21 protein-coding genes are annotated in these 21,975 nt (G+C 63.8%); 15 read left to right on the top strand and 6 right to left on the bottom strand.

Going from position 1 to position 21,975, the window contains the following annotated elements:
• Window positions 1-7: 7 nt before the first annotated feature.
• From FJ941_RS18275 to FJ941_RS18265, 3 genes are read right to left on the bottom strand one after another with little or no spacing between them, the layout of a single operon-like run.
• Window positions 8-3,109: an efflux RND transporter permease subunit gene (locus tag FJ941_RS18275; RefSeq protein ID WP_140507695.1), complete on the bottom strand. Its 3,102-nt coding sequence runs from the start codon at window positions 3,107-3,109 to the stop codon at window positions 8-10.
• On the bottom strand, window positions 3,106-4,176 hold the full coding sequence (locus FJ941_RS18270; RefSeq protein ID WP_140507693.1) for an efflux RND transporter periplasmic adaptor subunit: 1,071 nt from the start codon (window positions 4,174-4,176) through the stop codon (window positions 3,106-3,108). The genes FJ941_RS18275 and FJ941_RS18270 overlap by 4 nt, the downstream gene beginning before the upstream one ends.
• The gene (locus FJ941_RS18265; RefSeq protein WP_140507691.1) at window positions 4,173-5,309 is read right to left on the bottom strand and encodes an efflux RND transporter periplasmic adaptor subunit; all 1,137 of its coding nucleotides are present in this window, start codon (window positions 5,307-5,309) and stop codon (window positions 4,173-4,175) included. The genes FJ941_RS18270 and FJ941_RS18265 overlap by 4 nt, the downstream gene beginning before the upstream one ends.
• A 219-nt stretch (window positions 5,310-5,528) precedes the next feature.
• On the opposite strand from FJ941_RS18265, the gene FJ941_RS18260 reads away from it, so the two are divergent.
• Window positions 5,529-6,806, top strand: a complete 1,278-nt coding sequence (locus tag FJ941_RS18260; protein WP_140507689.1) for a 4-aminobutyrate--2-oxoglutarate transaminase — start codon at window positions 5,529-5,531, stop codon at window positions 6,804-6,806.
• Window positions 6,807-6,829: 23 nt separating this feature from the next.
• Here the strand turns inward: FJ941_RS18260 and FJ941_RS18255 are convergent, their stop codons facing one another.
• The 3 genes from FJ941_RS18255 to FJ941_RS18245 form a co-directional block, all read right to left on the bottom strand.
• Window positions 6,830-7,141 carry a type II toxin-antitoxin system RelE/ParE family toxin gene (locus FJ941_RS18255; protein ID WP_140507687.1) on the bottom strand — a complete coding sequence of 104 codons (312 nt, stop codon included), beginning with the start codon at window positions 7,139-7,141 and terminating at the stop codon, window positions 6,830-6,832.
• Window positions 7,141-7,398 (bottom strand): type II toxin-antitoxin system ParD family antitoxin, encoded by a 258-nt coding sequence (locus FJ941_RS18250; RefSeq protein WP_027142056.1) that lies wholly within the window; start codon window positions 7,396-7,398, stop codon window positions 7,141-7,143. Before FJ941_RS18250 ends, FJ941_RS18255 begins: the two co-directional genes overlap by 1 nt.
• Before the next feature lie 82 nt (window positions 7,399-7,480).
• The gene (locus FJ941_RS18245) at window positions 7,481-8,734 is read right to left on the bottom strand and encodes an FAD-dependent oxidoreductase (protein ID WP_140507685.1); all 1,254 of its coding nucleotides are present in this window, start codon (window positions 8,732-8,734) and stop codon (window positions 7,481-7,483) included.
• Between the two features lie 430 nt (window positions 8,735-9,164).
• Between FJ941_RS18245 and FJ941_RS18240 the strand changes: the two genes are divergently transcribed.
• The 14 genes from FJ941_RS18240 to FJ941_RS18175 all read left to right on the top strand — a co-directional run bounded on the left by FJ941_RS18240 (window position 9,165) and on the right by FJ941_RS18175 (window position 21,939).
• Window positions 9,165-10,454, top strand: coding sequence for an imelysin family protein (locus FJ941_RS18240; protein ID WP_140507683.1), 1,290 nt, complete (start codon window positions 9,165-9,167; stop codon window positions 10,452-10,454).
• Between the two features lie 53 nt (window positions 10,455-10,507).
• Window positions 10,508-10,819, top strand: a complete 312-nt coding sequence (locus FJ941_RS18235; RefSeq protein WP_140507681.1) for a (2Fe-2S)-binding protein — start codon at window positions 10,508-10,510, stop codon at window positions 10,817-10,819.
• Window positions 10,785-11,270, top strand: coding sequence for a bacterioferritin (gene bfr, locus FJ941_RS18230; protein ID WP_027142053.1), 486 nt, complete (start codon window positions 10,785-10,787; stop codon window positions 11,268-11,270). Before FJ941_RS18235 ends, bfr begins: the two co-directional genes overlap by 35 nt.
• Before the next feature lie 12 nt (window positions 11,271-11,282).
• Window positions 11,283-12,884: a di-heme oxidoredictase family protein gene (locus FJ941_RS18225; RefSeq protein ID WP_140507679.1), complete on the top strand. Its 1,602-nt coding sequence runs from the start codon at window positions 11,283-11,285 to the stop codon at window positions 12,882-12,884.
• On the top strand, window positions 12,884-13,963 hold the full coding sequence (locus FJ941_RS18220; RefSeq protein ID WP_140507677.1) for an imelysin family protein: 1,080 nt from the start codon (window positions 12,884-12,886) through the stop codon (window positions 13,961-13,963). Before FJ941_RS18225 ends, FJ941_RS18220 begins: the two co-directional genes overlap by 1 nt.
• Before the next feature lie 2 nt (window positions 13,964-13,965).
• Entirely contained in the window at window positions 13,966-15,072 is a 1,107-nt protein-coding gene (locus FJ941_RS18215) for a DUF1513 domain-containing protein (RefSeq protein WP_140507675.1), read from the top strand.
• A gap of 107 nt (window positions 15,073-15,179) precedes the next feature.
• Entirely contained in the window at window positions 15,180-15,845 is a 666-nt protein-coding gene (gene tsaB, locus FJ941_RS18210; RefSeq protein ID WP_140507673.1) for a tRNA (adenosine(37)-N6)-threonylcarbamoyltransferase complex dimerization subunit type 1 TsaB, read from the top strand.
• An 82-nt stretch (window positions 15,846-15,927) separates the two neighbouring features.
• Complete coding sequence (gene rimI / locus FJ941_RS18205) at window positions 15,928-16,422, top strand: ribosomal protein S18-alanine N-acetyltransferase (RefSeq protein ID WP_027142048.1); 495 nt, start codon at window positions 15,928-15,930, stop codon at window positions 16,420-16,422.
• Window positions 16,423-16,448: 26 nt separating this feature from the next.
• Window positions 16,449-17,249 (top strand): 1-acyl-sn-glycerol-3-phosphate acyltransferase, encoded by an 801-nt coding sequence (locus FJ941_RS18200; protein WP_140507671.1) that lies wholly within the window; start codon window positions 16,449-16,451, stop codon window positions 17,247-17,249.
• Window positions 17,250-17,323: 74 nt separating this feature from the next.
• Window positions 17,324-18,733: a tRNA (N6-isopentenyl adenosine(37)-C2)-methylthiotransferase MiaB gene (gene miaB / locus FJ941_RS18195; RefSeq protein WP_140507669.1), complete on the top strand. Its 1,410-nt coding sequence runs from the start codon at window positions 17,324-17,326 to the stop codon at window positions 18,731-18,733.
• An 83-nt stretch (window positions 18,734-18,816) separates the two neighbouring features.
• Window positions 18,817-19,809: a PhoH family protein gene (locus tag FJ941_RS18190; protein ID WP_027142045.1), complete on the top strand. Its 993-nt coding sequence runs from the start codon at window positions 18,817-18,819 to the stop codon at window positions 19,807-19,809.
• Window positions 19,810-19,826: 17 nt separating this feature from the next.
• Window positions 19,827-20,333 carry an rRNA maturation RNase YbeY gene (gene ybeY, locus FJ941_RS18185; RefSeq protein WP_140507665.1) on the top strand — a complete coding sequence of 169 codons (507 nt, stop codon included), beginning with the start codon at window positions 19,827-19,829 and terminating at the stop codon, window positions 20,331-20,333.
• 27 nt (window positions 20,334-20,360) lie between these two features.
• Entirely contained in the window at window positions 20,361-21,455 is a 1,095-nt protein-coding gene (locus tag FJ941_RS18180) for a hemolysin family protein (protein WP_140507664.1), read from the top strand.
• A gap of 13 nt (window positions 21,456-21,468) precedes the next feature.
• Entirely contained in the window at window positions 21,469-21,939 is a 471-nt protein-coding gene (locus FJ941_RS18175) for a VOC family protein (protein WP_140507662.1), read from the top strand.
• The last annotated feature ends 36 nt before the right edge of the window (window positions 21,940-21,975 follow it).

Below are 21,975 nucleotides of genomic sequence, written 5' to 3'. Positions count from 1 at the left end.
TCCCGCCTCAGGCCGCTCCGCTCTCCGGCAGGACCTCATCCTGCTGCGCTTCGCCTTCCGCCGCGTCTTTCGGCTCCTTGATCCTGAACCACGTCACATAAAGCGCCGGCAGGAACAGCAGCGTGATTGCGGTACCCGCAATGATGCCGCCCATCATCGCGTAGGCCATCGGCCCCCAGAACACTTCGCGGGCGATCGGGATCAGGGCCAGGCTGGCCGCGGCGGCGGTCAGCGCGATCGGCCGCATGCGGTGCTCTGTCGCTTCGATGACCGCGGCCCAGCGATCCCTGCCCCCGGCGACAAGGTCCTCGATCTGGACGATCAGGATGACCGAGTTGCGGATCAGGATGCCGATCAGCGCCAGCACGCCGAGGATGGCGACGAAGCCGAGCGGCGCGCCGCTTGGCACCAGGGCCGCCACAACGCCAATCAGGCCCAGCGGCGCCACCGCCACCACCAGGAACAGGCGCTGGAAGCTCTGCAACTGCACCATCAGGATGGTCGCCATGACGAACAGCATCAGCGGCACCACGGCCGCGATGGGTCCCTGGCTCTTGGCGCTTTCCTCGACCGAGCCGGCGGTCTCGACCGAATAGCCAGGCGGCAGCTTGGCGATGAAGGCGTCGACCGACGGCTTCAACTCGTTGACGACGGTCGCCGGCAGTACGTCGCCAACCAAGCCGGCGCGCACCGTGATAGTCGGGATGCGGTCGCGCCGCCAGACGGTGGGCTGCTCCAGATCGTAGCGAAAATTGGCGACCGCGGCGAGGGGGATCGCCTCGCCATTGCCGGTCGGCAGCTGGATGTTCTGCAGCGTCTCGATCGAGCCGCGCTCGGCTTCGCGCGAACGTGCCACGACGTTGATGAGGTATGTCGCGTCACGCACCTGTGTGATAGTCGCGCCGCCCACCGTGCTGTTCAGCGTGCTGGCGATGTCGGACGAGGTGATGCCGAGCTGGCGCGCCTTGTCCTGCAGTACGTCGACCCTCAGCACACGCTGCGGTTCGTTCCAGTCGAAGGTCGGTGCTGCGAGCTTCGGATTGGCTGAGATCACGCCGGCGAATTGCTGCGCCAGTTCTCGAACCGTCTGGATGTCAGGGCCGCCGACGCGGTACTGTACAGGCCGTCCAACCGGTGGTCCGAGCTCAAGCGGCTTGACGAAGGCGTCGGTGCCGACAAACTCCGCGCGCAGCAGCTTCTCCAGCGCCGGCTTCACCCGGTTGCGCGCCTCAATGCTCTTGGTGACAATCACCGTCTGGCCGAAATAGGGATTGGCCGGCTGCACGTCATAGGCCAGCACGAAGCGCACCGCGCCCTGACCGATATAGGAGGAAAAATGGTCGATGTCGGGATTGCCGACCAGCGCCCGCTGTTCGAAGCGCTCCATCTGGTCGCGTGTTTCGGCAATCGAGGAGTTCTGTGGCAGGTTCCAGTCGGCGATCAGCTCCGGCCGGTCGGAAGGCGGGAAGAACTGCTGTTGCACCAGGCCGAAGCCGGCGATCGAGGCAGCGAACAGAAGCACGGTCACGATGATCGTCAGCCAATGCCGGCGCACCGAGCCGACAAGCACGCGCCGGAACAGCGACGTGAAGCGGCCCGGCCGGTCGTGATGCTTGGTCTTCATTGTCGCCGGCAGGATGGTGACGCCGAGCAGCGGCGCGAACAGCACCGCCACGATCCATGACACCAGCAGCGATACGGCGATGACGACGAACAGCGTGAAGGTGTATTCGCCGGCAGCACTCGAGTTGAGCCCGATCGGGATGAAGCCTGCGACCGTCACCAGCGTGCCGGTCAGCATCGGGAAGGCGGTCGAGGTGTAGACATAGGTCGCCGCCTTGCGCAGATTGTCACCAACCTCCAGCCGCGCCACCATCATTTCGACCGCGATCATCGCATCGTCGACCAGCAGTCCGAGCGCGATGATCAGCGCGCCCAGTGAAATGCGCTGCAGCGATATCCCCAGATACTCCATGACCGTGAAGGTGATGGCCAGCACCAGCGGGATCGACAGCGCCACGACGAAGCCGGCGCGCATGCCGAGGCTGATGAACGACACCGCGAGCACGATGGCCACCGCCTCGAACAGCGCACGCGTGAAACCCGAGACCGCCTCCTCGACGATGACAGGCTGGTCGGCGACCAGATGCACGCCGACGCCGACCGGCAAGTCGGCCAGCACCTTGTTCATCTCCTCGTGCAGTGCCTCGCCGAATTTGAGCAGATTGGCATTGGGCTTCATGCCGATGGCAAGCCCGATCGCGTTTTGGCCGTTGAAGCGGAACAAGGCCGTCGGCGGGTCGACGTAACCGCGGGTGATCGTCGCCACGTCGCTCAGCCGGAAGAACCGATCGTTGACGCGCAGATTGATGGCGCGCAGGCTCTCCTCGGAAATGAATTGGCCGCCGACGCGCACGCTGATGCGCTCCGGCCCGGACTGGATCACGCCGGACGGCGTGATCGCATTCTGCGCCTGCAGGCTGGCGACGATTTGCTGCTGGTTGAGGCCAAGCGCCGCTATCTGGCGCGTCGAGAATTCGAGATAGATGGCCTCGTCCTGCGCGCCGACCAGATCGACCTTGCCGGCATTGGGCACGGTCAGGATTTTTGTCCTGATATCCTCCACATAGTCGCGCAATTGACGTTGTGTCAGCCCGTCTGCGGTGAAGGCATAGATGTTGCCGTAGACATCGCCGAAGCGGTCGTTGAAGAACGGGCCCTGCACGCCTTGCGGAAATTGCGCCTTGATGTCGTTGACCATGTTGCGCACCTGAAGCCAGTTCGGCACGACGTCGCGCGCCTTGGTGGTGTCCTTCAGGTTGACGAAGATGACAGTCTGGCCGGCTGTGGTGACTGATTTGGTGTAGTCGAGGCTGTCGAGTTCCTCAAGCTTCTTCTCGATGCGGTCGGTCACCTGCCGCACCGTTTCATTGACCGATGCGCCCGGCCAGTTGGCCTGGATGATCATGGTCTTGATGGTGAAGGCCGGATCTTCCTCGCGGCCGAGATTGAGATAGGAAAACACGCCAGCCACCACGAAGACCAGCATGAAATACCAGACCAGCGAGCGGTGGTTGAGCGCCCAATCGGAGAGGTTGAAGCCTTTCATGAGGCCCCTCCCTCGGGCACTTTGACCTTCTGGCCCTCGCTCAGGTTGTGGACGCCCGCCGTGACGACGCGCATCCCGGCCTCGAGCCCTTCGGCCACCGTGAAGGTGCCGCCGGCCTTCGACGCGACCTTGATATCGCGCATGCTCACGCTGGAGGTCTGCGGGTCGACGATCCACACTTTTTCGGAACCATTCTTGTCGAGCAAAGCCGAGATGGGCAGCTCGATCCTTGGTACGACCTTGGTCATGCGGATCGCCGTTACCGTCGAGCCGAGCCTGAAGGCCTGCGGCGGATCGGTCAGCGTCAGCTTGACCCGGCGCGTTCGGGTCGAGCCCTCGGCCTGGGGCGCGATCTCGCGCAGCTTGGCCTCGGTCTGAATTGTCGGCAGCGACTGCAGGATGACATGGAACGGCATGCCGGCCGTTAGATCGCCGGTCAACTGGTCGGGAATGTCGACGACTGCCTCGCGCGGGTCCGAGCGCGCCACGGTGACGACCGTCTGCCCGGGTGAGACCGTCTGGCCGACCTCGGCACCGACGGCGGTGACGACGCCATCGAAATCCGAGAACAGCCTGGCATAGCCGAGTTGCTCCTGGGATTTGGCCAGCGAAGCCTTTGCCCGCTCGACACTGGCTTCCGCGGCTTTGCGTGCCTGCTGCGCGGCATCGAAGACCGATTGCGACGTATTGGCGGACGTGAGCAACTGGCGCTGGCGCTCCTCGCTGGCGGCGGCATTGGCGAATTGCGCCTCGGCATTGGAGAGTTCGGCCTTGGCCGCCTGGACGGCCAACTCCAGCGCGGTTGGGTCGAGTGCCGCAATCGTCGTGCCCTTGCTGACGATGTCGCCGACCTTGACGTCGCGCGAGACGACGCGACCGAGCAGGCGGAAGGCAAGATCGGCGCTGACCTGCGGTTCGACCGAGCCGGCGAAACCGAAGGTTTGCGTGGTGCGCGGCTCGACCACCACCGACAGCACCGGCCGGACGATCTCCGGCGGCTTCTCGTCCGATTTCGAACAGGCGGCAAGCGCGGCAAGGCCAAGCAGGACGGGTAGCAGCCGCTTCATTGCGCCGCTCCCGATATCTCGACCGTCTGGCCGGGGCTGAGCAATTGCCCGCCTGACGTAACGACGCTCTGGCCTTCGTTCAGTCCCTTGGCGATGACGACGGTACCCGAATCGAACGCCAGCACCTCCACCGGCGTCGTCGCGACTGCCTTGGACGCGGGATCGACGATCCAGACCGCCGGCTTGCCGGCACTGGATGTCAGGGCCTGCCAAGGCAACAGGATCGCCTTCGCCGGCTTGGCGCCGACCGAGCCGATCACGGCTGCCCCGAGCGGCATGCCGGCGGGCGTGTCGGGAATGGCGACCTTGACCCTTATCGAGCCTGAAGCCGGGTCGACCGCCGGCGAGATTTCGCGCACCTTGCCTGTTGCCCTGACCTGCGGGTCGGACAACAGCGTGATCGTCACCGCCGGAGAGGCCGGCGTCCTGGCGACCAGCGTCTCCTGCACATTGAACACCGCGTCGCGGTCGCCATCCTCGGCGACGGTGAAGACGGTCTGCGCCGCCTGCACCACCTGGCCGGTTTCGACCTGCCGGGCGGTGATCACGCCGGCCGCACCGGCCTTGAGTTCGGTGAAGGATAGGTTCTGCTGGGCATTGGTAAGCGCGCTCCGCGCGGCATCGACGCTGCCTTGCGCCACCTTCAGCGTCTGGTCGGCCACGTCATAGTCGCGCCTGGTGGTGAAGCCCTGGGCAAGCAGCGTCTTTTGCCGCTCGAAAGTGGCCGCGGCCTGTGTCAATTGCGCCTGCGCGGCATCGAGATCGGCCTGCGCCGAACGCAGATCGGATTCCTGCTCCTGCGGATCGATGCGGGCAAGCACTGTCCCCTGATCGACATGCTGGCCGACATCGACAAGCCGCTCCGCGACGCGTCCGCCAACCCGGAACGAAAGATTGTTCAACGTACGCGCCGCGATCACCCCGGTCAGCGAAGTTCTCGGCGCATAATCGGCCATCGCCACCGTCTCGGTGCGCACCATGACCGGCAGCTTTTTTTCCGCCGCCTCCTGCTTCTGGCAACCGGCGAGCAGCACCAGGGCCGTGCAGGCGAGAATCGAAGCGGCTGGACAAGACAAAGGGCTGGGAGTTTTGGCGGATCGCGGCGAGATGGACGATGTCGCGTTCCTGCTCATGGTTCCCTCGGTCGCGCGCCGGTCGCTGATCGCGATCCTTTCCCGGATATCAGGAGGATAATCGATCCCGAAGAAAAGGAAACCGGTGTATCGCCGGACTGGTTAAGTCAGGCCCAATCGACCCGGTGACGGTGCCGACTTGAGGAAAATCTGAAATAAGGCCAGAAGGGGAATTCAACGACATCAAACAGAACGGGCGCCGGCCCGGTAGGGGATATCATGAAGAACTCCGCCATTTCCGAACGCAAGAACCAGTCGATCTCGCGCGGCGTCGGCATGACCACGCAGATCTACGCCGATCGGGCTGAAAATTCGGAAATCTGGGATGTCGAGGGCCGCCGCTATATCGACTTCTCCTCGGGCATCGCCGTCGTCAATACCGGCCACCGCCATCCCAGGGTGATCGAGGCAGTCAAGGCGCAACTCGACCGCTTCACCCACACCTGCCACCAGGTCGTGCCTTATGAAAGCTATGTGCGGCTGGCCGAACGGCTGAACGCCATGCTGCCCGGCAAGTTCGAGAAGAAGACCATCTTCGTCACCACCGGCGCCGAGGCGGTGGAGAATGCCATCAAGATCGCTCGCAACGCCACCGGCCGTCAGGCCGTCATCGCCTTTGGCGGCGGCTTCCACGGCCGCACCTTCATGGGCATGGCGCTGACCGGCAAGGTCGTGCCCTACAAGGTTGGCTTCGGAGCCATGCCGGGCGACGTCTACCACGTGCCGTTCCCCGTGCAACTGCATGGTGTCTCGGTCGCCGATTCGCTGGCCGCGCTCGACAAGCTGTTCAAGGCGGATGTCGATCCGGCCCGCGTCGCCGCGATCATCATCGAGCCGGTTCAGGGCGAGGGCGGCTTCTACGACGCGCCGCGTGAACTCCTGACGGCGCTGCGCAAGCTCTGCGACCAGCACGGCATGCTGCTCATCGCCGACGAAGTGCAGACCGGCTTTGCCCGCACCGGCAAGATGTTCGCCATGGACCACCATGAGGTGGCGGCCGACATCACCACCATGGCCAAGAGCCTCGCCGGCGGCTTCCCGCTGTCGGCGGTAACCGGCCGCGCCGAGATCATGGATGCGCCCAGCCCCGGCGGCCTCGGCGGCACCTATGGCGGCAGCCCGATCGGCGTCGCCGCGGCACATGCCGTGCTTGACGTCATCGAGGACGAAAAGCTCTGCGACCGCGCCAACACGCTGGGTGCGAGGCTGAAGCAGCGTCTGCAGTCGATCCGTGACGACGTGCCCGAGATTGTCGACATCAGGGGTTTGGGCTTCATGAACGCGGTGGAGTTCAACGACGCCAAGAAGGGCCTGCCGTCGGCCGAGATCGCCAACGCGATCCGCCTGAAGGCGCTCGACAAGGGCCTGATCCTCTTGACCTGCGGCGTCTACGGCAACGTCATCCGCTTCCTGGCGCCGATCACCATCCAGGACGAGGTCATGAACGAAGCGCTCGATATTCTGGAAAGCTCGATCCGCGAAGTCTGCGCCGCCTGATCGGCAAGGACGAGCGTTCCGACTCACATGCCCCTGGGCATCTTCTCTTCGTCGAAAATGCCCTCAATGTCGCGCGCGCCGTGCAAAATACGCTCGACGCGCACGTCGTTTTCCTGGGCCATGTAGAAGATCACGTATTTTTGAAACGCGACGGAGCGCAGACCAGGCCAAAGCTCGGAACGAGGTGCGCCGCCTCGTGGCGCATCCGCTATGCGGCCACATCGTCCCCGAAGCGCCGTTATAAAACGGTTAGCGGCGGCCGGATTTTCAGCATGGATGTAATCGCCGATCTCCTCGATGTCCTGCACTGCTGCAGGCGCAAAACTGAGGGTCATTATTTGCGACTTCCACCGCCGTATTTTTTCTCCAGCCGGTCAAAAACGCTGTCGGCCGGAATGCCTGGTCCGCTTTCTACACCCTTACGGATGTCCTCACGCAGTGCGGCAAGTTTCGCCTGTCGCTGTTCTTCGCGTTCCTCCAACAGGCGCAGGCTGTCACGCACCACTTCGCTGGCGCTGGCATAGCGGCCGCTTTCAACCAATTCGCGCACGAATGTTTCGTAGCGAGGTCCGATGCTGTAGCTCGCGGGCATTGGAAAACGCCTCCCATTTTATCCGATATTATCAATATATAATAAGTCCATCGAGCCTTTTTGCCAAGGTCCCGGGGGCTCTTCAGCCCGCAACTCGGGCAGGCTCGTCCTGCTGGAATGCCGCCAACGCCACCTTCAGCCCGTCCGGGCCCGTGGCCACCATTTGCGGTGTCGGCGAAAAACCGACGCCGAGCATCTTGCGGCCAAGCATGTGGTCGCCGGGGCGGTTGACGGATTCGATGCCGAGCAGCCGGTCGCCGGCATAGTGGTAGATCGAGAATTTGTTGTCGGGCAGGTCGCCCAGCACGACATGGCTGTCGCCGCCGGCGGTCAGGCCGACCATCTGCAGCTTCATGTCCCCGATGTCGGACCAGAACCATGGCACCGCCGAGTAGGCGTCGGTGTGACCGGTAATTGTCCGGGCGGCAAGCCGCGCCTGGTCGGTGGCGTTCTGCACCGATTCCAGCCGCACCTCACCGCCGGTGAACCAGTGCCGGTAGGAGGCGGCATCGCCGATGGCCAGAATCTCCGGCGCCGAGCTGCGCATCTGGTGATCGACGCGGATGCCGTTGGCGACAGCAAGGCCCGCGGCTTGTGCCAGTTCGACATTCGGCACGGCGCCGATGCCGACCACGACCATGCGCGCCGGCAGCCTTTCGCCTGACGAGGTGATCGCGGCCGTGACATGGCCGTTTTCGCCTTCGAGCCTTGAAATCGAGGTTCCGGTGAGGATGCGCACGCCTGTCGCTTCCAGCCTTTGCCGGACATGGCTCGCCACCATCGGCGCCACGGCGCGGCCGAGCAGCCGGTCGACGGCTTCGACGACCGTCACGGTGCGGCCGGCCGCCCGCAGCGTCGCGGCGATCTCCAGCCCGATGAAGCCGCCGCCGAGGATAAGGACGTCTTCGCTCCGCGCGCTCAACTCCCGGATCAGCCGCGCATCGGCCAGCGAGCGCAGCGACACCACACCGGACAGATCCGCGCCGGGCAGCGGCAGGGCGCGCGGGCGCGATCCGGTCGCCAGGATCAGATGGTCGAAGGCAAGTACGCCGCCGCCGGCAATGTCGAGACTATGGCGGCCGGCATCGATGCGCTCGATCCGCATCCCCGGCCGGTAGTCAATGGCGCTGCCGGTGTAGAACGTCTCGCCCCGAAGCGGTTGAGGCTTGGCTCCGGCATCCTTGATGAAGGTCTTCGACAGCGGCGGCTTGTGGTAGGGCAGTTCGTTCTCGTCGCCGACCAGGATCACCGGCCCGTCATAGCCATCCTCGCGCAGACTGGCGGCCGCCTGCACGCCCGCGTGACCCGCACCGACAATGACTACGCCGTTCTTCATCGCATTCCGATCCCGCTCGATCCTAGGGCGTCTTGCCAAGTGGCAATTGTCTGGCGCCGCCGCAAGAGAGGGTTTGCGGGTCGCACCCGGGACGGCGACTGTCAATCGTACAGTTCGGTGCAATGCCGGCGCAACGGGCGCATAAAGTTGACTGTTGCAGTTTAGAATAATTCTAAACTATTGTTTCGATTGGGTTTTCCAGCAATTCCCATTGACTTTCATAGGACTCGAAGCTTTAAGGAAGCTCGCGCATTGGCGCATCCCTTTGATGTCTGGGCCTTGAACCCGTTCGATTGGAGGCATTTTGGTGTCTTTCTTCCCTGAGCCGCGTGATCACGCGGCATGTCTTGCGCCCAATGGCATGAATGTGGCCTGGCGTGGGTTGGCGCGCGCGCCGCTTAGAAAATTTCCGAGGAACTGGAGAGCGATAATGACAGCACGATATGGCGGCAGGTTGGCGGCGATCGGCGCCACGGCGCTGCTGACGGCAGCGGTATTCGTGCTGCCTGCCAGGGCGGAAACCGACGCGAAGGCGATCATCAAGACTTACGCGGATATCGGGCTTGCCAAATATGAGGACTCGCTGACTACGGCGCAGGCGCTCGACAAGGCGGTTGACGCACTGCTTGCCAACCCGTCGGCGGAAACGCTCCATGCTGCCCGCGACGCCTGGAAGGCGGCGCGCGTGCCCTACCAGCAGACCGAGGTCTACCGCTTCGGCAACAAGATTGTCGATGACTGGGAAGGTGAGGTGAATTCCTGGCCACTGGACGAAGGCCTGATCGACTATGTCGCCAAGAGCTACGGCACCGAGTCCGATGCGAATTCTCTCTATACCGCCAATGTGATCGCCAACAAGGAGATCGAGATCAACGGCAAGAAGGTCGATGCGTCGAAGCTTTCGCCGGAATTCCTGTCCGGCACGCTGCAACAGGCTGGCGGCGTCGAAGCCAATGTCGCCACCGGCTATCACGCGATCGAATTCCTGCTCTGGGGTCAGGACCTGCACGCCACCGGCCCGGGCGCCGGCGAGCGTCCCTACACCGACTATGATCTCAAGAACTGCACCGGCGGCAATTGCGACCGCCGCGCAGAGTACCTGAAGTCGGCGACAGGCCTCCTGGTCTCCGATCTGCAGAAGATGGTCGACGACTGGAAGGAAGACGGCGCCGCGCGCAAGAACCTGCTCGATGGCGAGCCGAACACCGCCATCTCGGTCATCTTCACGGGCATGGGCTCGCTCTCCTACGGCGAACTGGCGGGTGAACGCATGAAGCTCGGCCTGCTGCTGCATGACCCGGAAGAGGAGCAAGATTGCTTCTCCGACAACACCTACAACTCACATCTCTATGATGCAGTCGGCATCCGCGCCGCTTACCATGCCAGCTATACCAGGCTTGATGGCACCGTCGTTTCAGGTCCCTCGGTGTCCGATATGGTCAAGGTCGCCGATCCGGCGATCGACAAGGAATTGACTGATAAACTCGATGTCACCGTCGCCAGGATGGAGGCGATCAAGGCGCGCGCCGAGGCCGGCGAGGCCTATGACCAGCAGATCGCCGAAGGCAATACGGCGGGCAATGCCACCGTTCAGGCGGCGATCGACGCGTTGATCGACCAGACCAAGTCGATCGAGCGCGCGGTCGGTTCGTTGAAGTTGAACGCCATTGCCTTCGAAGGTTCCGACAGCCTCGACGCACCCGACAAGGTGTTCAAGTAGGCCTACCCCAAGCCAAACGGCGCCGCACCGGCGCCGTCAGCCAGAGCGACGAAATGCTGATCTGCCATTGCAACATCATCACCGAGAAGGAGATCGAGCAGACGATCATCGGCCTGCTGGATCAGGATCCCTGGCAACTCATCGTGCCGGCAAAAGTCTATCACGCCATGCACAAACGGGGTCGGTGTTGCGGCTGCTTCCCAAATGTGGTCGAAACGATCATTCGGGTCACCGAGAACTACCACGCCCGCTCGCAGGCGAGCGGCGTAGACATCGTTTCACATCTGGATCGCGTCAGAGGCCTGCGCGTTCAATACGGGAGCAGAACCCATGAAAGGCGAACCACAGGTCATCGAGCGGCTTAACGAGGCTCTTTTTCTGGAACTCGGCGCCGTCAACCAATATTGGGTGCATTTCCGTCTGCTCGAGGATTGGGGATACGCCAAGCTGGCCAAGAAGGAGCGTGCGGAATCGATCGAGGAGATGCACCACGCCGACAAGCTCGTGGCCCGCATCATCTTCCTTGAAGGCCATCCCAACCTGCAGTCCGTGGCGCCGCTGCGCATCGGCCAGAACGTCAAGGAAGTGCTCGAATCCGATCTTGCCGGTGAATATGACGCGCGCACTGCCTACAAGCGCTCGCGCGAAATCTGCGATGAAGCGGGCGACTACGTATCGATGAAACTGTTCGAGGAACTGCTGACCGACGAGGAAGGCCACATCGACTTCCTCGAGACGCAGCTCGACCTCCTTGCCTCGATCGGCGAGGAGAAGTACGGCCAGCTCAACGCCGCATCGGCGGACGAGGCGGACTAAGGATATGCGGGAATGCGGCGCCTCTTAGACGTCCTGCGCCGCTTGCGGCGGGCCAAGGGTCCGCTGCGCCTTCGGAAAACGCCAGCGATACCGGCTGGTCGGCGTGGCCTTATTCTGGTGCTGGCGCTGACACCCTCCGCGATCGCCGGCGACCTTCAACCGGCCGGCCTCGCCACCACGCGCACCGATCTCAATGCTAAGGATCAGGCGCGCGTCACCGCCGTCAGCAGGCCGACCACGGATTTCTCCAAACCCGAGCCTTTCGAACTGATGCAAGGTGGCGCCGGCACCTCGCGGAAGGACGTCAGCCGTGATTCCTTCTCGCAATCCTCAGCCAACATCAGCTTCGAGGAAGAAGGCACCTTCAAGCTCGGCAACGCGCTTTTCCGCAAGAACTGGGTGTCGTCGCCATCCTCGACGCAGGCCTCGGATGGGCTTGGGCCCCTGTTCAACGAACGCGCCTGCCAGAACTGCCATCTGAAGGATGGCCGCGGCCGACCGCCGCAAGGCGATGCCGGCACCACCTCGATGTTCCTGCGGCTGGCGCGTGACGCAAGCAGCGCGGAAGAGAAGGCGGCGCTCGCCGACCACAGGCTGCTCAATCTCCCGGACCCGGTCTATGGCACGCAGTTGCAGGAACTGGCCGTCCCTGGCCTCAAGGGTGAAGGCAGGATGCGAGTCGACTATAAGGAACGTAAGGTGGAACTGACGGACGGCACCGTCATTTCCCTGCGCAAACCCACCTACGCGGTCGACGATTTTGCCTATGGGCCGCTCGATCCGCGCACCACGCTGTCGCCGCGCCTGACGCCGCCGATGATTGGCCTTGGCCTGATCGAACAGATTGCGCCGGCCGACATTGTGGCCCATGCCGACCCGGACGACAGGGACGGCGATGGCATCTCCGGCAAGCCGAACATGGTGCGTGATGACCTAAACGGCGAGCTGATGCTTGGCCGTTTCGGCTGGAAGGCGCAGGCGGCGTCGATCCGCCAGCAGGCCGCGGATGCCTTTGCCGGCGATATCGGCATCTCGACGCCGGAAGAGCCGAAACACTGGGGTGATTGCACCGCCGCGCAGGAAAAATGCCTCGCAATGCCCAACGGCGTGCAGGCGCGCCTCGGCCCGGCCGAGGCGCCGGCGCCGGTAATGGATCTCGTCACCTTCTATTCACAGAACCTGGCTGTGCCGGCGCGGCGCGGCCTCGCTTCGCCTGATGTGCTCGCCGGCAAGAAGCTCTTTTACGAAATCGGCTGCGTCGCCTGTCACACGCCGAAATTCGTCACCCGTCGCGATGCGCCTGACAAGGCGCAGGCGTTCCAGTTGATCTGGCCTTATTCCGATTTCCTGCTGCACGACATGGGGCCGGATCTTGCCGATGGGCAGGCCGTGGGCGAGGCGACCGGCAATGAGTGGCGCACCCCGCCGCTATGGGGCATCGGCCTCACCGAAACGGTCAACGGCAATTCCTTCTATCTGCACGATGGCCGTGCGCGCTCTTTGGTCGAGGCTATCCTGTGGCATGGTGGCGAGGCGCAGAAGGCGCGCGACCGCTTTGCCGCCACCGGCGCCACCGAGCGCGATGCATTGGTCAAATTCCTGGAGTCACTTTGATGCCGAAGCGTTTCGCGCTGGTCCTCGTTCTCCCATTGGCCCTGCTGGGGGCCTTGCCCGCATCGGCCGCGGTGAAAGCCTCTGACGTCATCCAGCGTGCGATCGACGGCTTTGTCCGACCGGCCTATGAGGACCTGCACCAGCATACGGAAGCCCTCGTGAAAGCGATGCACAAGCTCTGCGAGGCGCCGTCGCAAGGGGAGCTTGATGCGGCGCGGGCCGAATTTTCGGCCACCATCCATGCCTGGTCATCGGCCGAGATCATCGGTTTTGGGCCGATCAAGGAGAACAACAGGCTGGAGCGCATGCTGTTCTGGCCGGACCGCAAGAGCATCGGTCTGAAACAGGTTCAGGCGGCGTTGTCGGACGAGGATCCAGCCGCCACCGACCCTGTCCAGCTCGCCGGCAAGAGCGTTGCCATGCAGGGGCTCGGCGCGCTGGAATTCGTGCTTTACGGCGACGGCGCCGATGTCTTGACGGGCAAGGACGAACCCTATCGCTGCGCCTATGGTGCGGCCGTTGCCGGCAACATCGAAATCATCGCCGCCGACGTCAGCGCGGCCTGGAGCAAACCGGACGGTTTCGCCGCACTCTGGGCCAATCCGGGGCCGCAAAATGCGCTCTATCGCGATGGCAACGAGGCGGTCACCGAACTGGTCGGCGTCTTCATCAACGAGCTGGAAATGGTCCGCGATGTGCGCCTGAAGGGTTTTTTGGGCGCTAGACCCGATGCCGACAAGCCAAAACAGGCGATCTACTGGCGTTCGCAAAACACCGCCAATGCGCTGGCTGGAAATCTGGCCGGCGTCGATGCGCTGTTCCAGCTGTCGAAACTTGGCGACGCGCTGCCGCCGGATGCGCATTGGATGGCGGAATCGATCCACATCCAACTGGTCAACGGCGTGGCGACCGCCAAGGCCGTCCAGGGCCCGATCGACAAGGCGCTCGCCGATCCGGCGCTGCGTGAAAAACTCGAGCATTTCGCCCTGATCACCTCCAGCCTGTCGACCTTGATCGGCACCAGGCTGACCGCCGAATTCGGCCTGACCGCCGGCTTCTCGTCGCTGGATGGGGACTGAGCATGAAGAGATTGCTCATCGACCGCCGCGATTTCTTGAGGGCCGCCGGCATCGGCTTCGCCGCCGCCGTGACGCCCTCCGTCTGGGCAAACACGCTTGCTGCTGACGCGGTCTTCGCCACCGCCTTCGTCAAGCGCGACGGCAGTTTTGGCGCTGCCGTCCTGTCCGAGGCCGGCAAGCTTCTGCATGCGATCGACTTGCCCGATCGCGGCCATGACGTCACCTTCGATCCCATATCGAAGCGTTCGGTGGTCTTCGCCCGCCAGCCCGGCACCTTCGCCGTCGTTTTCGATCACACGGGGCGCGACGCTCCGCAAACCATCGCCAGCATCACCGGCCGGCACTTCTTCGGTCACGGCGTGTTCTCGCCCGACGGCGCTCTGCTCTACGCCACCGAGAACGATTTCGACAACGCGGCCGGCGTGGTCGGCGTCTACGATGCGCGGGCGAAATTCAGTCGCATCGGCGAATTCCCGACCTACGGCATGGGGCCGCACGAACTTCTGCTGCTGGGCGACGGCAAGACGATCGCGGTCGCCAATGGCGGCATCGAGACCCATCCCGACTATGGCCGCGCCGAGCTTAACATTGCCACCATGAAACCCTCCTATGTGCTGGTCGACCGCGTCACCGGCGACCTGATCGAAAAGCATGAATTGCCGGCTGCATTGCACCAATTGTCGATCCGCCACATGGATACCGACCAGACCGGCGCCGTCTGGTTCGGTTGCCAGTACCGAGGCCCCGGCACCGATCGTCCGCTTCTGGTTGGACGGGCGGCGCGGGGCAAGGAGTTGCGGCTGCTCGACATGCCGCAGGACGTGCTGTCAGGTTTCCGCAACTATATCGGCTCGGTCGCCGCCAATCCTGTTGCCGGTACCGTCGCCGTCTCCTCGCCGGAAGGTAATTCGCTGGTCGTGATCGATGCGGGCAGGGGCCGTGTCGTCTCCTCCAGCGCGCTGGTCGAGGTCTGCGGCGTGGCGCCCGACCGGGCCGGCTTCATGGCCACCACGGGCGCCGGCGAGATCATCGAGGGCAATGGTGGCACGCGGTCGGAACCGGCCTATGTCTGGGACAACCACGTGCTGCGCATAGAGCAGGCGGCATAAGCTCTTCTGCCAGGCCAAACCGAAGCCGCTTAACAAATTGTGCACTATACCCTTGCGGTTGCGCGCTATGGCGGGCACAGGGAATTGTTTCTCGAACCGGTCGTTTCATGAAAGTTCTCGCCATCGACTGTGCCGCCAGCCTCTGCGCCGCCTGCGTCTACGACGCGGCGGTCGGGCGGGAGCTCGGCCGTTCGGTGCTCGATCTGGGCAAAGGCCATGCCGAGCACCTGATGGCCGTCATCGCCGAAGCGTTGAAGGCCGGTGCGACCGACTACGCCGGCCTTGGCGCCATTGCCGTTTCCGTTGGCCCCGGCTCCTTCACCGGCCTGCGCGTCGGTGTGTCGACCGCGCGCGGCCTGGCGCTGGCGCTCAAGGTGCCGGCAATCGGGGTGACGACCCTCGAGGCGCTGGCCGCCGAGGCGGCCACCGCATTTCCAGGCCGTGCCGTGCTGGCGGCGCTCGATGCCGGACGCGAGGAAATCCATGCCGCTCTCTATGATAAAACGTCAGTGTTGACTTACGGTCCGGCGGTGAGCACGCTTGCGAACGCGGTAGCCATGGCGTCGGAGCATTCCGCGGTGCTCGCCGGTACGGCAGCAACGCTGATCGGCCGCACCTTCGACATCGGGCCTCGGACAGCAACCGCCGACATCCTCACCTACGCCCGGCTGGCTGCCGCAAAGGGACAGGGCGAAAGGCCGAAGCCGCTTTATCTGCGCGGTGCCGATGCCAAGCCACAGGCCGGATTTATACTTTCGAGGCAAAGACCATGATCCCGAAAAGTGGAAGCCGGTTTTCGCGGACAAACGGCCCTGTTTGTCCAGAGATCATGGTCAGGCGAGAAAACGAGAATTGATGCGTATACCCTTTCTCCAATCGCGTCGCCGGGACTACGCGCTCGAGCCGCTCAGGGTCACCGACAGCCCCGCTGTCTCGGTGCTGCACCGCGAGGACTTTGTCCGCCCATGGACCGACGGTGAGTTCGCTGCCTTGCTCGAACAGGACACCGTCTTTGGCTATGCCGCGCGCGAAACCGGGCAGGGCGACAAGCCGCCTGTTGGCTTCGTCCTCGCCCGGCTGGCCGCGGGCGAGGGTGAAATCCTGACCGTCGCGGTGGCGCGATCGCATCGCCGCCAGGGCCTGGGCTGGCAGTTGATGGACGCGGTGCTGCGCGAACTGCATTCGCAGCGTGCCGAAGCCCTGTTCCTCGAGGTCGATGAGACCAATGCCGCCGCGATCGCCCTGTATCGTCGGCTGGGTTTTCGGGAAGTCGGCAAGCGCCCGGATTACTACAAGTCGCCTGATCGCGGGCCGACCGGCGCGCTTGTCATGCGCCGCGATCTTCGCTAGCGAGGGATCGGGTAGGGCCAGGACATATGATCGGAAAAATCAGGATTTTCCTGGCGCTGGGCCTTGTCGTCGCCGGGTCGCTGGTTCTCGTGCCGCTGCAGATACTGTCGATGAAGACGGGCTGGTGGCCGGAAGCCTTCGTCCTCAAGATCTGGCACCGGCTGATCATCCGGGCGCTCGGCATGCGCATTCATGTCAGGGGAACGCTGTCGGCCAAGCGGCCCTTGCTGGTGGCCTCCAATCACATTTCCTGGACCGACATCATGGTGCTGGGCTCCTTTGCCGATGTGAAGTTCATCGCCCGAGCCGACATGGAAGGCTGGCCGCTGATCGGCATGCTGTCGAAACTGCAGCGCACCGTCTTCATCGAGCGCGAGCGCAAGCGCTCCTCGGGCGACCAGGCCAGCGAGATCGCCAACCGCATGGCCAAGGGCGATGCCATGGTGCTGTTCGCGGAGGGGTCGACCGGTGACGGCAATGTCGTCCTGCCCTTCAAGAGCACGCTGTTCGGCGCCGCCTCGATGGCGATCTCGGAAGGTGCCGCGCAGGAAGTGTTCATCCAGCCCGTGGCGATCGCCTACACGCGGCTGCACGGCGTGCCACTCGGCCGCCGCCACCGCCCGATCGCCGCCTGGATCGGCGACGAAGACCTGATGCCGCATCTCAAGGTGCTGATGGCCGAGGGCGCGCTCGACGTGGAGGTGCATTTTGGCGAACCGATCGCCTTTGCCAAGGGTTCCAACCGCAAGGAAACGGCCAAGCTGATGGAAGGCCGGGTGCGCGAGATGATGCAGGCGGCCCTCGCCGATCCGCTCCCGAGCCGTTAGCCGCCGGCATGCGCCAGCTGACGCATGCCAGAATCGTCTGTTTTTTGTCACGGAAAGGCGTTAGAAGCCGCCGGATGGACTTGAACACGACTGAAAGCGACGACATCGGCACCGTGGCCGGACAGCCGGCGGTGCGCACCACGGCAGCGAAGAAGGTCTTCATCAAGACCTATGGCTGCCAGATGAACGTCTATGATTCACAGCGCATGACCGATGCGCTGGTCGCCGACGGCTATACCGCGACCGATGCCATCGGCGAGGCCGATCTGGTGCTGCTCAACACCTGCCATATCAGGGAAAAAGCCGCCGAAAAGGTCTATTCGGAACTTGGCCGCATCCGTGACATGAAGGCCGAGCGCGCCAGCGCCGGCCGCGAGATGCTGATCGGCGTCGCTGGCTGCGTGGCGCAGGCCGAGGGCGCCGAGATCATCCGCCGGTCGCCGGCCGTCGACCTGGTCATCGGGCCGCAGACCTATCACCGTCTGCCCGACGTGCTGGCGAGAGTGCGCGGCGGCGAGAAGATCGTCGAGACCGAATACGCCATCGAGGACAAATTCGAGCATCTGCCGCAGCCCAAGCGTGCCGAGGTGATCAAGCGCGGCGTCACCGCCTTCCTCACCGTCCAGGAAGGCTGCGACAAGTTCTGCACCTTCTGCGTCGTGCCCTATACGAGAGGCTCGGAAGTGTCGCGGCCGGTGGCGCAGATCGTCGCGGAGGCCGAGCGCCTGGCCGAGGCCGGGGTGCGCGAGGTGACGCTGCTCGGCCAGAACGTCAACGCCTGGCATGGCGAGGGCGAGAACGGTCAGGAATGGGGTCTCGGCCGTCTGCTGTTCAGGTTGTCTGAAATCCCCGGCCTGGCGCGGCTGCGCTATACTACCAGCCATCCGCGCGACATGGACGACGAATTGATCGCGGCGCACCGGGACCTGCCGTCGCTGATGCCCTATCTGCATCTGCCGGTGCAATCCGGCTCGGATCGCATTCTGAAGACGATGAACCGCAGGCATACGGCGAACGACTATCTGGCGCTACTCGACCGCATCCGTGCCGCGCGCCCCGATATCGCGTTGTCGGGCGACTTCATCGTCGGTTTCCCCGGCGAAACGGAAACCGATTTCGAGGCGACGATGGAACTGGTGCGCCAGGTGAACTACGCCTCGGCCTTCTCGTTCAAATATTCGCCGCGCCCCGGCACGCCGGGCGCCGACATGCCCGACCACGTGCCGGAAGCGGTCAAGGATGAGCGCCTGCAGCGCCTGCAGGCACTGCTGTTGAAACAACAGCAGGATTTCGGCTTGAGTTTGGTCGGCAGCACCATAGATACATTGATCGAGAAGCCCGGCCGCCAAGCCGGCCAGAAGGTTGGTCGCTCGCCTTGGCTGCAGCCGGTTATTGTTGATGAAATGGCCGGCGAAATCGGTGACATTATCAAGGTGCGAATCACGAAGACGGGCTACAACAGCCTGTTCGCCGAATTGGCCTGAGGGTCTCGGCAGATGAGGAGAGACGGTTGAGCGCAGCGGAGCTGAAGAATCTGCCCCCGGCACCGGCATCCGGGGCTTCTGACATGGCGCACATCGTTCTGACTTTCGACAACAACAAGCTTGCCAGCGCCCTTTACGGCCAGTTCGACGAGAACCTCGCCCGGTTGGAGCAGAAGCTCGGCGTCGACATCCGCTCGCGCGGCAACCAGTTGACCATCAAGGGGTCCGCTTCTGCCGCCGAACAGGCGCGCCGCGCCTTGGACAATCTCTACGGCATCCTGCAGAAGGGCGTCGATATCGGCCAGTCCGATGTCGACGGCGCCGTGCGCATGGCTGTCGCCGCCGACGATCAGCTCACGCTGCCGACATTGGAGCGCAAGGGCAAGGTCTCCGCCGCCCAGATCGCTACCCGCAAGAAGACCATCTATGCCCGCTCGCTGAACCAGGATGCCTATATGCGGGCGCTGGAGCGGTCCGAACTGGTGTTCGGCATCGGTCCGGCCGGCACCGGCAAGACCTATCTGGCGGTGGCGCATGCGGCGATGCTGCTCGAGCGCGGCATGGTTGAACGCATCATCTTGTCGCGACCGGCCGTCGAGGCCGGCGAACGGCTGGGCTTCCTGCCGGGTGACATGAAGGAGAAGGTCGATCCGTATCTGCGCCCGCTCTATGACGCGCTCTACGACATGATGCCGGCCGACAAGGTCGAGCGTGCGATTGCCGCCGAAGTGATCGAAATCGCGCCGCTTGCCTTCATGCGCGGCCGTACGCTGGCGCACGCCGCCGTCATTCTCGACGAGGCGCAGAACACCACGCCGATGCAGATGAAGATGTTTCTCACCCGTCTCGGCGAGAACTCGCGCATGATCGTCACCGGCGATCCCACCCAGATCGATCTTCCCCCGAGCACCAAATCAGGCCTGGTCGAAGCCTTGCGTGTGCTCGACGGTGTGGCAGGCGCGGTAACCGTGCGCTTCAACGACGTCGACGTCGTTCGCCATCCGCTGGTGGCCGAAATCGTCAGGGCCTATGACCGGGACACCAAGCTGGCTCGTGGCCTTGGCGCCGAGAATTGATGTGACGATGCGGCCTCATGCCTGAGGACAGCACATCCGGCGGCGGGAGCTTTCCGGGTCCCGTCGAGATCGATGTATCGGTTGAAGCGGGCAACTGGCCCGATGAAGCAAGCCTGACGCGGCTGGTCGATCGGGCGGTTGACGCCGCCTTCGCCGAGACCGGTGTGACGGGTCGTTCCGAACTCAGCATTGTTTTTTCCGACGATGCCCATGTCCGTACCTTGAATGCGGACTGGCGCGGCAAGGACAAGCCCACCAACGTCTTGTCTTTCCCGGCTTTTCCGCATGTGAAAGGTGGTCCGCTGCCGCCGATGCTCGGCGACATCGTGCTTGCCGCCGAAACCGTGGCGCGCGAGGCGGCACTGGAAGACAAGCCGCTGGAGAACCATATCTGCCATCTCGTCATCCATGGCCTGCTGCATCTCATGGGTCATGATCACGAGACTGACGCCGAGGCCGAGGAGATGGAAGCCGTCGAGCGCGCCGCGCTTGCAAGGCTTGCCATTCGCGATCCCTACGCGTAACTAAAAAGATCAATTGACCGGACGACGATGAACGACAAACCAGAGACTGCCGCCCGCCCCGATGCCGGCAGTGCGATCAAGGCTTCCGATACGTCGGAAGAGGGATCAAGTCCCAGTACCGTTACCGCTGGTGTTGCCAACACCGGCAGCGCCGCCACCGGCCCGTCGCCTGCCGGTCCTTCCCTGTTCAACCGCGTGCTGGGCCTGTTCCGGCAACGCAACGGCACCAGCTTGCGCGAGGAGATCGCCGGCGCGCTCGCCGAAACGACAAGCGATGTCGAATCCTTCTCGCCTGGCGAACGTGCCATGCTCAACAACATCCTGCGCCTGCGCGAAGTGCGCGTCGAGGACGTCATGGTGCCGCGCGCCGATATCGAGGCGGTCGAGATCGCCACGACGCTTGGTGACTTGCTTGGCATGTTCGAGCAATCCGGCCATTCCCGCATGCCGGTCTATTCCGAGACGCTGGACGACCCGCGCGGCATGGTCCATATCCGCGACGTGCTGGCCCATATCACCAAGATTGCGCGCGTCAGGAAGGGCCGCACGACCCGCAAAACGCCCGTCGCCATGGTTCTCGATCTTGCCCAGGTCGACCTCGCGCGCACCATCGGGGAGCTCAACCTGATCCGCCAGGTTCTGTTCGTGCCGCCGTCGATGCTTGCTTCCGACCTGATGGGCCGCATGCAGACGACGCGCACGCAAATGGCCCTGGTCATCGATGAATATGGCGGCACGGACGGCCTCGTCTCGCTCGAGGACATCGTCGAGATGGTGGTCGGCGACATCGAGGACGAGCACGACGATGACGAGCCGATGATCACCCAGACCGGTGACGGCGTGTTCATCGTCGACGGCAAGGCCGAGATCGACGAGGTCGCCAAGATGATCGGCGAGGATTTCGCCGCGGGTGAACATGGCGAATATGTCGACACCATTGGCGGCATGATCTTCAACACGCTCGGCCGCGTACCGGCGCGCGGCGAGGTGGTGCAGGCCATTCCCGGCTTCGAGTTCCATGTGCTTGACGCCGATCCGCGCCGCGTCAAGCGTGTCCGCATCGTGCAGAGCCAGAAGGGCGAGCGCCGCCGGCGCGCCACGGCGCGCACCGAACAGGCCTGAAAAGCTCCGCGCCATGACGGTCGAGGATCCGTTCAAACATCCGGTCCTCGGTTCTGGCGTATTCTACCGCGACCCGCGTGCGGCGCTGGATTGGCTCGAAGCGGCCTTCGGGTTCGAGCGCAGCATGGTGGTCAGCGATGCCGATGGAAAACTGGTCCATGCCGAGATGCGGTTCGGGGATGGCTACATCATCGTCGATTCCGAATGGGCCGATCACGTCGCGAGCCCCGCATCGGTCGGCGGCAAGAACACGCAGTCGGTCTATATCAGGCTGAGAGACGGTCTGGATGCACATTGCGAGCAGGCCCGCGCGGCCGGTGCTGCCATAATCCAGGAGCCGGCGGACCAGTTTTACGGCGAACGCCAGTATCGGGCGCGCGATCCTGAAAGCCATATCTGGACGTTTACGCAATCAATCCGTTCTGTTTCCCGTGAAGAGGCCGAGCGGTTGGGTGGCTTGCGCATCGAAGGCTGGCACCGGTAGAGCGCAGCCGGGTGGCGACGCCGGCGTTTGGATTGC

Origin of the sequence: Mesorhizobium sp. B2-3-13 (genome assembly GCF_006442195.1) — a bacterium.
In the GTDB taxonomy this organism is placed as follows: Bacteria; Pseudomonadota; Alphaproteobacteria; order Rhizobiales; family Rhizobiaceae; genus Mesorhizobium; species Mesorhizobium salmacidum.
This window is presented reverse-complemented; position numbering and strand designations above follow the sequence as displayed.